The organism is Niabella soli DSM 19437 (assembly GCF_000243115.2).
GTDB classification, from domain to species: domain Bacteria; phylum Bacteroidota; class Bacteroidia; order Chitinophagales; family Chitinophagaceae; genus Niabella; species Niabella soli.
This window is the reverse complement of the sequence record NZ_CP007035.1, coordinates 1,357,930-1,369,700: the sequence shown is the minus strand read 5'-3', so window position 1 is coordinate 1,369,700 and position 11,771 is coordinate 1,357,930. Positions and strand designations below refer to the sequence as shown.

Below are 11,771 nucleotides of genomic sequence, written 5' to 3'. Positions count from 1 at the left end.
GGTCAAAGGGTTTCCCGCATTCCGAAAGCTTTCGGGAGCAGACTTTCGCAGAGGAAGGAAGTATGATCTGCGCCCCGCCATCGGCTCCCGATTTATCGGGATGCGTGAATCTGCGGGCCAAAAAAAATTTAGTCATTTCTGATCCATATTGCTTTAAACGCAATGACTTCTGCTATGCTTATGTAATTTAAAATCAGCTTAAACAACTTCGTTGTACAGAATGCACAGATGGATCAAAGATATGTAAGGCGCTGTGTTGAATAGCTGTGTATTGGCCCGAAGGATCGCTACGCAACCGTATTGGCGGCCATTATATGTTCGTAGGCTTCGTTTAAAAAGCCCGGGATCAGGTGCCGGTTGGTCCATATAATCTTATCCGGATCTTTTAACTGATCGATCATGCTGTTCAGCTTTTCTTCGCCATGATTATCGATGACGGTTTGCCGCTTTTCTTCATTTTGAAAATGCAACAGCATCCCTGCAGCATCTGCCTCCGGGTGAAATTGGGTGCCCATCATATAGGGGCTGAACGAAATGCCCATAACAGCCCGTTCATACGGAACATGTGGACGGTCCTTTTCAATACAGGTGATGTAGGCACCTATGTCATTTAAAATATCGAAATTGGGTTGTATAAGCTGAAAGTCCCTGCTGTCTACCGCGTAAAAGGGGTCAGACAAATCTTTGAAGACCGCGGTATCACGCCCTTCCGGCAGCAGGTGAATAGGGAAGACGCCGAAGGAGGTGGATTTTCTTTTGCAGATCAGTCCTGCATTAAAATGCCTGCTGGCCAGTTGAAATGAATGGCAAATAAAGAAAACAAATTTTTTCTGTTCATTGCCGGGGTTCTCATTCCAGCGCAGGGTTTCATTCAACCATTTGTTCCAGTTGATATCCCAGTCATCAAAACGCGTGCTTAACGGGTCGCCCGGGCCGCCGCTGGAAATATAAATATCGTACGACATATCCGGGAGCTCGTTCTTTACGCGAACATCAAAAACATCGTACACCAGTTTTATTTTTTTTTCGTTTGCCCATCTGTACACAATATCCTTTATGCACCGCATCCCCTGGTTGGGCTGCCCTTCATTCAAGTCCAAAATTGCAAAACGAACAATACCTGTCGGATTTACCATCCTGCAAATGTAGGAACTTGAGCGCTAACAGGGCTTGATTTGGATTATGATTTACGAACACCTGGTTGGGAACTGCCTAGCGGAAATACGGGGTTATAGCATAACCCACGTAATTATTTACTTTCCTGAGGACATGACCATTTATTTGCCGGCGTCTTTTTTTATCGGACCGGTCAAGGAATACTCCCTTATTATTAAAGGGTTGCGCTATTTCAAAAAAGACAAGCGTGCAATAGCTTTCGCCTTTTATCTTATTATTTAATGCTTTGTTGCGAACGGTCATTTGTACCAGGCTTCGTGGTTGAAGATTTTCGTAATAATCCAGGTGGGTGATCCAGGTGCATTGGATCGCCTGCATTTTATGGAGCAATTGTTTTATGGCAACCGGGTTGTAACGATGGGCTACCAGGCTGTCGGTAAACCGGGGGTCGTTTATGTTAAAATGATAAATATATCTTATGGTATCTTCATTAAACTCGAAGGAGAGGCCCGTGAATGTTTTTTCTTCAAACAAAACAGAAAAGGGATGTTCTTTATATAATCTTTTGAAATCATCTTTTATCTGCTCCAGTTTTGTTTCGTTCTGTGCGTAAAATTTTTCGGGAAAATTTTTTTGGATCCCGCAGGCGTTTAAAAGCGCCACCAGGCAAACGAAGGCAATAGCAAACCGTTTTATTTCTGTTTTCCGGGGCTCCATAAAGTTATTCCATAAATAATGTTATCTAAAAACCGGGCAGGTAATTGCTGTACTATTTTGGCCCCGTAATCCCAGTAAATAAATTCTACTTGTTCATTGGGAAGGTCGCGGATACCGGTAAGCAGTACATAATGGGTTGCCATATTTACCAGGGACCGGGCATGGGTAATGCGGTGCAGTTTTTTATTATTCAGGTAAAGAAATACGATCCCTTTTTGAAGCTTCTCTTCAAGAAAATCCGCCAGGTTATTGATGTGCGGCTTAAACAGATCGGATCCGCGTGCTTTTACGGTGCCGGGAAATAACCGGCGCAGCATCCGGTTAAATTTTGCGTAATTGGTAGCCGACCATAACGTGTTCTCATCTCCTTTTTGAAACCGGAAGTTCAGCCGGTTAATGTACCCTTTAAAATGATCTGCCAGTGTCAGGAACCACATCTGGCCGGCAGCATTAATATCCAATGATCCTTTGTATCTTAAAAGTCCCGCTTCTGTTCTTACCGGCCGGGAGGGTTTCAATTGCTCTTTACCCATCTTTGCCTTTCCGTTTCTGTAAAGTTCAATCATAAAGGTTGCAAACCCCAGCGGATCATAAGTAAGCGGGATATAGGTTATGGCGGAGTAGGAGCAAAAATTGGTTGCTTTCCCCTCATAAAAAGCAAAAGGCTGGGTGGTAAAAGTCTTTAAATTCTGTAGCAACAGGCCGGGGGCCACATTGGGCCACCATTTGCTTTGAGAAAGCTTGCCGATGCCGTTGAGATAGGCCAAAGCCTCCGCGGCCGTGCTTTTCCGTGCCGTATCGTTCCTGTCCGGCGTTGCATGCAGGGAAACGGAAGAGAGAAAAAACAGGCCTGAAAAAATAAACCGGGCATATGTGCTGACCTTTCGGAAACTATTCATAATCGAATCCCGAAAATAATGATTTTTAAAAAAACACGAAAGCACTTACCGGGCATCTTCAATGATCCCGGTATAAGCAATAGGCGTTTTATTCAGATTAATGATCCGTAAGGAGGCATAACCCGATGGTGACGCGGTGAGGTACAAACTTCTTACTTCGTTGTTATCTTTCAGATCGATCTGGATCTCATAATTCCCTTTGCGGATCGTTTTTTTATAATTGAATTTTGTGGAAGTAAACTGGATGCCGCCTTTGGTGGGGTCTACGGGGGCGGTGTACGCCCTGCCAAAAAAAGGAAGATAGGCTATTACGGAATCCCGCGTGATCTTAAGATCATAACGGGAAGTGAGTTGATACAGATTACTGCCGCCGGGGAAAAGATTTCTTACGTTATAGCGGGCATCTTCCGTAGGCTGTACCGATTGTGCCACGAATGTATAGCGCTGATCATCCATCATTGCGGCCATCCTGGCGGTGGAGTTGCCGGCTTTTTTTTGCGAAGCACAGGCGGCGGCGAATAAGATAACTACCAGTAAAGGGAGTATCAGATAATTTGCTTTTTTCATAAATAATAATTTTATTCATGATGAATCACCCTAGTAATTTACACAATTTTGATGGATAAAAATTGTTAATACCGTTATAGGGCGTATGACAAATTCTCCTTTAGTAAGGAAATGGTGAATTCAGAGGGGAGTGACTATGGCTCCAAGGGAGCCCTGTGTTTATAGCGTCATCGTGATGAATCGCATCGGCTCCGTAGGACGCCGCGTAAACGGGGCACCTGCGGAGCCAAATTCCTTCCTCGTTATTTTCTATAAACACACCGCTCCTGCCGGAGCTCAAATGGTAAGTTTGTCATACATCTCATTATAAGTCGATGTTAAGGATAATGCAATGCTGAACGGAATTATAAAGTGACCAATCAGCCCTTTAATTGACGATAGCAGTGCTGCAGCTCAAGAGTGCGATCCCGCTTTCGGCGGGACCGGCTCCAGGAAAAGCTGATAGAAGTGCAGAAGCTGGGTACTTAATGCTGATTCCAAAACCTCTGCGGCGTTGCGCCGTTGCAGTTCATACAAAAAAACCGCCCCCTTGCGGATGCGGTTATTATTTGAACTATTGTAAAGATTAATACCGGTACAACTCCGGTTTGAAAGGTCCTGCAACCGGCAGTCCTAAATAATCAGCCTGCGCTGATGTTAGGGTATCCAGTTCCACACCAATTTTTGCAAGGTGCAGGCGGGCTACCTTCTCATCCAGGTGCTTGGGTAATACATACACCAGGTTTTCATATTTGCCGGGGTTGGTCCACAACTCAATCTGCGCCAGCGTTTGGTTCGAGAAAGAATTACTCATTACAAAGCTGGGATGGCCTGTAGCACAACCCAGGTTTACCAGGCGGCCTTCAGCCAGCAGTATGATATCTTTTCCGTCAATAGTATACAGGTCTACCTGGGGTTTGATCGTATCTTTTGTGTTGCCATAATTTTCATTCAGCCAGGCTACGTCTATTTCAATATCGAAGTGCCCGATATTACAAACGATGGCTTTATCCTTCATGGCTTTAAAATGTTCGCCGGTGATCAGGTCGCGGCAACCGCTCGCAGTAACGATGATGTCCGCTTCTTTAACGGCGTCGATCATTTTCTTTACTTCGTAGCCGTCCATTGCTGCCTGCAGGGCACAGATGGGGTCTATTTCAGTAACGATTACGCGGCAGCCCGCACCGCTCAGTGAAGCAGCGGAACCTTTTCCCACATCTCCATAACCGCCAACAACGGCTACTTTGCCGGCCAGCATTACATCAGTAGCGCGACGTATCGCATCTACCAGAGATTCTTTACAACCGTATTTATTGTCGAATTTTGATTTGGTAACCGAATCATTTACGTTTATGGCCGGCATGGGCAGGGTGCCTTTTGCTACGCGCTCATATAAACGGTGTACACCGGTAGTGGTTTCTTCACTGATGCCTTTTACATGCTGTACCAGTTCAGGATAAGTGTCCAGTACCATATTGGTGAGGTCGCCGCCATCATCTAGGATCATATTCAACGGGCGATCCGCTCCGCCAAAGAACAGGGTTTGTTCAATACACCAGTCTGCCTCCTGTTGGGTTTGTCCTTTCCACGCAAACACCCCAATACCTGCTGCTGCAATAGCTGCTGCCGCATGATCCTGGGTAGAAAAGATATTGCAGGAGCTCCATTTTACTTCGGCACCTAAAGCCACCAGCGTTTCAATTAAAACTGCGGTTTGAATGGTCATGTGCAGGCATCCGGCAATGCGGGCGCCTTTTAAAGGTTGCGCAGCGGCATACTCGCTGCGGATGCTCATCAATCCGGGCATTTCTGCTTCTGCCAATCTGATTTCTTTACGTCCCCATTCGGCAAGGCCGATATCGGCTACTTTGTATTTAAGGTCAAAGTCAATTTGTGATTTTGTTACGGCTGACATATTTAAATAAGTTTAGGCTGCAAAGGTAGGGTATAGTGTAAAATACTATGTTAAATATATTTAATAGGTATTATATCCTGGCATTAAGTATTTTTATAGTATATAATGCTTTTTTATGGCTAAAAAAATGTTACCCGCAGCAGAATCGGCGGCTCAGGAGTTGCCCGTTATATTAGATAAGAAGGATCTGGAGATCTTAAAGTTGCTCCAGGAAAATGCACGGATGCCCGTTAAGGAGATTGCTGAAAATATTCATTTAAGTCCGACCCCCGTGCATGAGCGCATCCGGCGGATGGAAAACGGCGGCATCATTAAGCAATATGCGGCCTTACTGGATCCGCAGAAACTGAATAAGGGAATGATGGTGCTTTGTTATGTTTCTTTAAAGCAACACGATAAAAAAGCGGGATTGAAGTTTATCCAGGCCATCAACGCTTTGCATGAAGTAATCGAATGCTACAGTATTTCCGGCGAGTTTGATTTTATGCTGAAAGTAATGGCAAGAGATATGGTGGGGTTTTACGATTTTCATGTGAACAAACTAAGCCAGGTGGAAAATCTGGGGCATGTGCAGAGTATTTTTGTAATGGGAGTGATTAAAGAAACGCACTTGTTGTTGTGATCGCCGATCGTAAATATATTTATGCTATGAAACGTATAACTGCTTTAATGATTGTTTTGTCATTGTTTGCTATTGGCAAGAAGGGAAATGCAAATAATAATTTTAATAACCGGGATACTATTCCCAGCGTGGAATCGCTCAGGGCGGCAAAAGATTCCTTGCTGTTTACAACGGTAGAAAAAGATGCCACTTATCCTGGCGGCTGCCAGGCATGGCTTGATTTTTTATCCTCTCATGTTAATGCGGATGTTCCTCTCCTTTGTGGTGCAAAGCCGGGCTCCTATACGGTAGCGATCCAGTTTATTGTGGAGCCTGATGGAAAGGTAACTCATGTGAAGGGGCTAACCCACTTCGGTTTTGGAATGGAGCGGGAAGTGGTGCGTGTTATCAGAAAATCAAAACAATGGGAGCCTGCTATGCAAAACGGAAGGTATGTAAGAGCGTATAGAAAACAGCCCATGACTTTTAATATTGCCGAGGCACCAAAGACAAAAATAAAGTTCTCCGATCTTTTCTCCAGAGATAAAAAGTGAATTGCTGTTATTCTAGTTTATAGCAAATGGTTCATAGCTCATAGTTCATAGACGTTCTATGAACTATGAGCTATGAACTATAAGCTACTTCCCTTTCTTTACGTCCAGTAATTCTACTTCAAAAACCAGCGTACTGCCACCGGGGATGGTAGGGGGGGCGCCTCTTAAACCATAGCCCAGGTCATAAGGAATAAAGAACTTGTATTTGGAGCCTTTGCTCATTAATTGCAGCCCCTCTGTCCAGCCCTTGATCACGCCACTCACCGGAATGGTTAAGGGCTCGCCACGGTCGTAAGAATTGTCGAATTCTGTTCCGTTCAGCAAGGCACCTTTATAATGACAGATAACAGTGTCTGCTGCGGTTGGCTTTTCACCAGCTCCTTCTTTTAATACAACATATTGCAGTCCGCTGGCGGTAGCTTTTACGCCTGCCGCGGTTTTATTTTTTTCCAAAAAATCTTTCCCTTCTTTTATAGTAGCTGCGGATTGATTCTCTTTTACTTTTTCAGAATAGGCCATCATTATTTTTTCTGATACTTCGTCATTCATAAGGGGCGCCTTACCGTCGAAAGTGCTTTTCATGGCATTGAGCAGCACAGTGGTGTTCAGATCTCCCAGATCCTTTTTCATAGACTGGGCTATGTTAACGCCGATGGCGTAGCTGGCGGAGTCTGCCATGTTTTTTAAAACGATTGCCGTGCTGCCAGCAGTTGCCGCCGCTGTTGTCTTAACGGGCGCTGTTTTTTTTACCGGTGCCGGCTTTTTTGTCTGGGCGGATATTGAAATGGTTCCGAGGCTTATTAAGCCGATTGTGAGCAAATACTTCATTTGGGTAATTTTGTGTCAAATTCTAATAAGGCGGCAAATATAAACAGGCTTTTTCATAATCAGCGTTAGCGGATTGTGTAAGTTTGTTAATAATACCATGAAACAATTTATAAAAGAAACGGAGATCCGCTGGTCTGACCTGGACCCCAACGGGCATCTGCGGCATAGTGTTTATTATGATTGGGGCGCCTACGCGCGGGTCAGCTTTTTAAATGAACAGGGATTGTCGCCCGACCGGATGATGGAGTTGCACGTGGGGCCTGTTATCTTCAGGGAGGAATGTGTATTTAAAAGGGAAATACGACTGGGAGACACTGCCGCTATTCAGTTGGAATTGGTAAGTGCCCGCAGAGACTTTTCCCGTTGGACCGTGCGGCATTTTATTTATAAAAACGAAGCGGTCCTTGCGGCAGTGCTGACGCTGGATGGCGCCTGGATCGATACGTTAAAACGTAAGCTGACGATTCCGCCACCGGAAGCGGTAAAGGTGTTTAGTGAAATGCCGTTAGCCGAAGGTTTTAAATGGACGGATTAATACTGCCTGGTGGAAAAAGAAAAAGGCCTGCGCTCGCAGACCTTAATAATAAGTTGAAATAAAATTATTTCGTGGGCTCAGGATGGTTGGTAGGCGTATGAATAATGTCGTAATACACCGCTTTATTGGTAGCATCCGGGTATACCCGGTAAGTAAACTCTTTTGTTGTTAATACTACCATATCCACAACACGGGTGAAGAGCACTGTTCCGTTATTGTCTTTTGCAACAATGGTCCTTGTTTTACCATCTTCTGAAAGCCACCAGTCGCCGTGCATTTTTGGAGAATCATCCAGGTTGTACATTGTAAAGGTACTGTCGGATTTAAAATAAGCAAACCCAACAAAGTTCGTAACGTTCGGGTCGGTGATGGGAAGGGTTTTGCCTTCAGCATCTCTTCCGCTGGTGGTTTCCCAGGCAGTAGACGATAAAATTTGGCTGGGAGTCATTGGCGGCTCAACAGGACTGTTGTCCTTTGTACAACTGGCGAAAACGCCTAACAGCATTGCGCTTGCGATTAAAAAACTAAAAGTAGTTGTTCTTTTCATTTTATAGATTTTTGTTGCTGCAAAGCTAATTTCACTTTTTTGCAACGGCTTACAAGAAGCATCACAGGTGTTGTAAAAATTATAACAAGGGTGGGATTGTGCTTTTTTTAACAGCGCCGGTAATCAAAAAAGCAGGCCTTAAATAGCGGCCTGCTTTTTCATCTTAATCCAGATTAATTTTATTGGTCTTCTTCAAAACCGAAATCTTCGTCTTCGTCCGATACACCGGAGCTCATCATACTGCCAAAGAGGTCTTTGAAGGCGACCTTTGTTTCAAACAGTTTTTTGCTGATCAGCGAATAAGCTGCCAGCCCGTATAGGATAAATTCCATTAGCAGCGCGGATTGCAGTTCATTGGCGCCGGAAAAATATTTTTTTACCAATGCATGCAGACCCTCTACCTGGTAGAGCTGCTGTACTTTGCTGGTATCGGTTGCGTTGAAATCAACGTCCAGGTGATTGCCTTTATCAAACCAGTTAATAATGGGCCGGTATGGATTTTCATCGGCTTTGGCCTGCGAGGAAGGCTTGCCGGTATTGCGCCTTTTATTGAGTTGCTCGGGGTTGGGAAAATATTGTATAAACTGGGAACGGATGGCTTTATCCACCAGGTTCATGGCTACCTGCAAAGGGCCTTCCTGTTCTCCTTCATATACCAGCTCTACTTTACCCGTAATGGAAGGAATGATCCCCGCCAGGTCCGAGAGCCAGATCTGTGTGTTTTTTTCTTTATTGAGCAATGCTCTTCGTTCGGCCGTGCTTACGGCGTTTTCTAAAGCGGAGATGGTAAGGCGGGCGCTGACGCCGCTTTTTTTATCGACCAGCTCGCTGTTGCGTGCTTCAAAAGCCACCTGTTCGATGAGGCGTTTTACGAGATCGCTTACCCGCACCAGCTCTTTTTGTTCTTCATGGATGCCTGCTTCCTGTTCGGTGATTTCCAAGGCGTGCTCCAGGGTTCTGGGATAGTGGGTCAGTATCTGGCTTTGGATCCGGTCTTTTAAAGGCGTTACGATGGAGCCCCTGTTGGTATAGTCTTCGGGGTTTGCGGTAAACACAAATAAAATATCCAGGGGCATTCTTAGCTTAAATCCTCTGATCTGGATATCGCCCTCTTCGAGAATGTTGAAAAGTGATACCTGGATGCGTGCCTGCAGATCGGGCAGTTCATTGATCACAAAAATTCCGCGGTTACTTCGGGGGATAATTCCATAATGCAATACCCGCTCATCAGCAAAACTCAATTTAAGGTTTGCTGCTTTGATGGGATCGATATCCCCGATAAGGTCGGCCACGCTTACATCCGGGGTGGCCAGCTTTTCGCCATAACGTTGTGTGCGGCTGAGCCACGCAATGGGGGTGGCGTCTCCTTTTTCTGCAATAAGATCTTTAGCGTATTTTGAGATCGGATTTAACGGATCGTCGTTGATGTCGCTTCCTTCTACTACCGGGATATATTCATCCAGCAGGGAGGTCATCTGCCGGGCCATCCTTGTCTTTGCCTGTCCGCGCAGGCCCAGGAAAAGAATATTATGCTGGCTTAATAAGGCCCGCTCCGTTTCGGGGATCACGGAATCTTCATAGCCTACAATGCCCGGAAAGGTTGCTGCCCCTGACTTTAATTGTTGTATAAGATTTTGTCTGATCTCTTCTTTAATGCTTTTCGATTGATAGCCGCTTGCTTTTAATTTACCCAGAGTGTCAATATTGTTCATGGCCGGTAAGGTCGGGAAGACGGAAACGCTTCCTGTTTTATTTATTCGAGGCAATATCGCCTGATTCCATATTTTATTTTTGCAACATTGAAATTAATAAGAAAACCGACATGTTTGCCCGCTAACTTCAAATGACTGAGGATTTGAGCCTCCCAAACTGGATTAACAATATCTACTGCCTTTAGTTCGCAGATTATAAGGTCTCCTATAAAAATATCCATCCTTAACCCTTCATCAAATTTTAGCCCATCATAGCAAATGGGTAAGTATGCCTGACGTAAATAATTAATTCCTTTTTTTGCCAGTTCATGGCAGATACATACTTCATAAATTTTCTCCAATAATCGAGGACCAAGCGATTTGTGTACCCTGAATGTACAGTCAACGATTTCTTTGCGAAGGTGGTGTTCTTTTTCAGTGAGTTGATACATGGTTAAATGATTTTTGGTGTTTACAAATGGGGTTTATTAGCGGTAAAATGGTAGAGCGGTAAGCGGTGCCCGACCTATATATTAGCGTAAAAATAAGACTATTCTATCTTTTCGGTATTAATAATAAGAAGGCAAGGCGGTAAAGTTTGCGGCGATTCAAAAAAGCTTTCCGTTTTCCCGGCTTCCCGGCATCACCCCAAATCATGGTTCAGACTATTTTTGATTTACCACTCTCAAAATCCTTAAAAATAAACGAGCCCAGATTATCTAAGGAAGCAAAATAGGCTTTGCCGTGATTCATTTCGGTAAACTCCTGTACAAACCGCTGCAGGTAAGGGTCGGTGGCGATCATAAAAGTGGTGATGGGGATCTTTAGTTTTTTACAGGAGGCCGCAAGGTTCATGCAACGATTGACCACTTTACGATCCAGCCCAAAAGCATTTTTATAATAGCGTTTCCCTATTTTAAGACAAGTGGGCTTACCATCGGTGATCATGAAGATCTGCTTGTTGGGGTTTTTGCGTCGCCGCAACAGGTCCATCGCCAGTTCCAGCCCGGCAACCGTGTTTGTATGATAAGGGCCTACCTGTAAATAGGGCAGGTCCTTTATTTCAACCGGCCACGCATCATTGCCAAATACCACAATATCCAGCGTGTCTTTCGGATAGCGTGTGGTGATCAGTTCACTCAGCGCCATTGCCACTTTTTTTGCGGGAGTGATGCGGTCTTCGCCGTAAAGGATCATGGAGTGGGAGATATCGATCATCAAAACCGTGGAGGTCTGCGTTTTGAAATCAGATTCCCTGATGGTAAGATCATCTTCCTGCATATGAAAACTATCGATGCCATGATTGATCTGTGCGTTACGTATAGATTCGGTGAAATCAATCTGCTCCAGCATATCGCCGAATTGAAACGGACGTGTTTCGGGATTAATTTCGTCGCCCTGGCCGGGTTTGAAGGTTTTATGGTCTCCTTTTCCGGCCTTTTTTAGTTTTCCGAAAATTTCTTCCAGGCTTTTTTTGCGGATCCCCTGTTCTGTTTTGGGAGTGATCCTGATCTCACCTTTTTGTTCATCTTCTTTTATATAACCTTTCTGTTTCAGCTCTTCAATGAAATCGCCGACGCCATATTCATCATTGCCTAATTGGTATTCCTTATCCAGCTCATTGAGCCACTGCAGGGCTTCCGCCACATCCCCGCTGGTATAGGTGAGGAGCTGCATGAAAATATCCAGCATTTTTTCAAAAGGCGTTTTCCCTTCGCTTTTGGGATCAAACCCCGAAAATTGTATCCCTCTCATATGTTAAATGTATCAATAATTTTTGAATTGTTTAACCCTGTAAAAACGCAGGCGTATGTGTTTTAAG

At 44.6% G+C, this 11,771-nt stretch carries 13 protein-coding genes; 3 read left to right on the top strand and 10 right to left on the bottom strand.

The window, feature by feature from the left end; all coding sequences use genetic code 11:
- Window positions 1-287: 287 nt before the first annotated feature.
- The 5 genes from NIASO_RS05880 to ahcY form a co-directional block, all read right to left on the bottom strand.
- Window positions 288-1,136, bottom strand: a complete 849-nt coding sequence (locus NIASO_RS05880; protein ID WP_008585250.1) for a type 1 glutamine amidotransferase — start codon at window positions 1,134-1,136, stop codon at window positions 288-290.
- A 76-nt stretch (window positions 1,137-1,212) separates the two neighbouring features.
- Complete coding sequence (locus NIASO_RS05875) at window positions 1,213-1,833, bottom strand: hypothetical protein (protein ID WP_008585252.1); 621 nt, start codon at window positions 1,831-1,833, stop codon at window positions 1,213-1,215.
- Window positions 1,809-2,732 carry a hypothetical protein gene (locus NIASO_RS05870; RefSeq protein WP_008585254.1) on the bottom strand — a complete coding sequence of 308 codons (924 nt, stop codon included), beginning with the start codon at window positions 2,730-2,732 and terminating at the stop codon, window positions 1,809-1,811. The genes NIASO_RS05875 and NIASO_RS05870 overlap by 25 nt, the downstream gene beginning before the upstream one ends.
- Window positions 2,733-2,777: 45 nt before the next feature.
- Window positions 2,778-3,299 carry a DUF4251 domain-containing protein gene (locus tag NIASO_RS05865; protein ID WP_008585256.1) on the bottom strand — a complete coding sequence of 174 codons (522 nt, stop codon included), beginning with the start codon at window positions 3,297-3,299 and terminating at the stop codon, window positions 2,778-2,780.
- Between the two features lie 565 nt (window positions 3,300-3,864).
- Window positions 3,865-5,193: an adenosylhomocysteinase gene (gene ahcY / locus NIASO_RS05860; RefSeq protein ID WP_008585257.1), complete on the bottom strand. Its 1,329-nt coding sequence runs from the start codon at window positions 5,191-5,193 to the stop codon at window positions 3,865-3,867.
- Window positions 5,194-5,308: 115 nt separating this feature from the next.
- Here ahcY and NIASO_RS05855 point away from each other — a divergent pair, with 115 nt between their 5' ends.
- Together NIASO_RS05855 and NIASO_RS19600 are read left to right on the top strand one after the other, a co-directional pair.
- A complete protein-coding gene (locus tag NIASO_RS05855) occupies window positions 5,309-5,815 on the top strand; it encodes an Lrp/AsnC family transcriptional regulator (protein ID WP_245605233.1) in 507 nt (168 codons plus the stop codon).
- A 26-nt stretch (window positions 5,816-5,841) separates the two neighbouring features.
- Entirely contained in the window at window positions 5,842-6,348 is a 507-nt protein-coding gene (locus NIASO_RS19600; RefSeq protein ID WP_008585261.1) for an energy transducer TonB, read from the top strand.
- Between the two features lie 84 nt (window positions 6,349-6,432).
- Here the strand turns inward: NIASO_RS19600 and NIASO_RS05845 are convergent, their stop codons facing one another.
- Window positions 6,433-7,176: an FKBP-type peptidyl-prolyl cis-trans isomerase gene (locus NIASO_RS05845; protein WP_008585262.1), complete on the bottom strand. Its 744-nt coding sequence runs from the start codon at window positions 7,174-7,176 to the stop codon at window positions 6,433-6,435.
- A gap of 97 nt (window positions 7,177-7,273) precedes the next feature.
- Between NIASO_RS05845 and NIASO_RS05840 the strand changes: the two genes are divergently transcribed.
- Window positions 7,274-7,711 carry an acyl-CoA thioesterase gene (locus NIASO_RS05840; RefSeq protein ID WP_008585264.1) on the top strand — a complete coding sequence of 146 codons (438 nt, stop codon included), beginning with the start codon at window positions 7,274-7,276 and terminating at the stop codon, window positions 7,709-7,711.
- Between the two features lie 64 nt (window positions 7,712-7,775).
- On the opposite strand, the gene NIASO_RS05835 is transcribed toward NIASO_RS05840, so the two are convergent.
- From NIASO_RS05835 to NIASO_RS05820, 4 genes are all read right to left on the bottom strand, one after another.
- Complete coding sequence (locus NIASO_RS05835; RefSeq protein WP_008585267.1) at window positions 7,776-8,258, bottom strand: DUF4822 domain-containing protein; 483 nt, start codon at window positions 8,256-8,258, stop codon at window positions 7,776-7,778.
- A 179-nt stretch (window positions 8,259-8,437) separates the two neighbouring features.
- Window positions 8,438-10,024, bottom strand: a complete 1,587-nt coding sequence (locus tag NIASO_RS05830) for a sigma 54-interacting transcriptional regulator (protein ID WP_245605232.1) — start codon at window positions 10,022-10,024, stop codon at window positions 8,438-8,440.
- Window positions 10,012-10,401: a GxxExxY protein gene (locus tag NIASO_RS05825; protein ID WP_008585271.1), complete on the bottom strand. Its 390-nt coding sequence runs from the start codon at window positions 10,399-10,401 to the stop codon at window positions 10,012-10,014. Before NIASO_RS05825 ends, NIASO_RS05830 begins: the two co-directional genes overlap by 13 nt.
- A 208-nt stretch (window positions 10,402-10,609) precedes the next feature.
- Window positions 10,610-11,704, bottom strand: coding sequence for a vWA domain-containing protein (locus tag NIASO_RS05820; RefSeq protein WP_008585273.1), 1,095 nt, complete (start codon window positions 11,702-11,704; stop codon window positions 10,610-10,612).
- Window positions 11,705-11,771: the final 67 nt, after the last annotated feature.

What these genes read in the sequence shown, in the direction of transcription:
- NIASO_RS05870 (WP_008585254.1), bottom strand. Translation starts at nt 2,732, where the DNA reads ATGAATAGTTTCCGAAAGGTCAGCACATATGCCCGGTTTATTTTTTCA.
- NIASO_RS05865 (WP_008585256.1), bottom strand. Translation starts at nt 3,299, where the DNA reads ATGAAAAAAGCAAATTATCTGATACTCCCTTTACTGGTAGTTATCTTA.
- NIASO_RS05845 (WP_008585262.1), bottom strand. Translation starts at nt 7,176, where the DNA reads ATGAAGTATTTGCTCACAATCGGCTTAATAAGCCTCGGAACCATTTCA.
- NIASO_RS19600 (WP_008585261.1), top strand. Translation starts at nt 5,842, where the DNA reads ATGAAACGTATAACTGCTTTAATGATTGTTTTGTCATTGTTTGCTATT.
- NIASO_RS05825 (WP_008585271.1), bottom strand. Translation starts at nt 10,401, where the DNA reads ATGTATCAACTCACTGAAAAAGAACACCACCTTCGCAAAGAAATCGTT.
- NIASO_RS05875 (WP_008585252.1), bottom strand. Translation starts at nt 1,833, where the DNA reads ATGGAGCCCCGGAAAACAGAAATAAAACGGTTTGCTATTGCCTTCGTT.
- NIASO_RS05855 (WP_245605233.1), top strand. Translation starts at nt 5,309, where the DNA reads ATGGCTAAAAAAATGTTACCCGCAGCAGAATCGGCGGCTCAGGAGTTG.
- NIASO_RS05820 (WP_008585273.1), bottom strand. Translation starts at nt 11,704, where the DNA reads ATGAGAGGGATACAATTTTCGGGGTTTGATCCCAAAAGCGAAGGGAAA.
- NIASO_RS05835 (WP_008585267.1), bottom strand. Translation starts at nt 8,258, where the DNA reads ATGAAAAGAACAACTACTTTTAGTTTTTTAATCGCAAGCGCAATGCTG.
- ahcY (WP_008585257.1), bottom strand. Translation starts at nt 5,193, where the DNA reads ATGTCAGCCGTAACAAAATCACAAATTGACTTTGACCTTAAATACAAA.
- NIASO_RS05840 (WP_008585264.1), top strand. Translation starts at nt 7,274, where the DNA reads ATGAAACAATTTATAAAAGAAACGGAGATCCGCTGGTCTGACCTGGAC.
- NIASO_RS05880 (WP_008585250.1), bottom strand. Translation starts at nt 1,136, where the DNA reads ATGGTAAATCCGACAGGTATTGTTCGTTTTGCAATTTTGGACTTGAAT.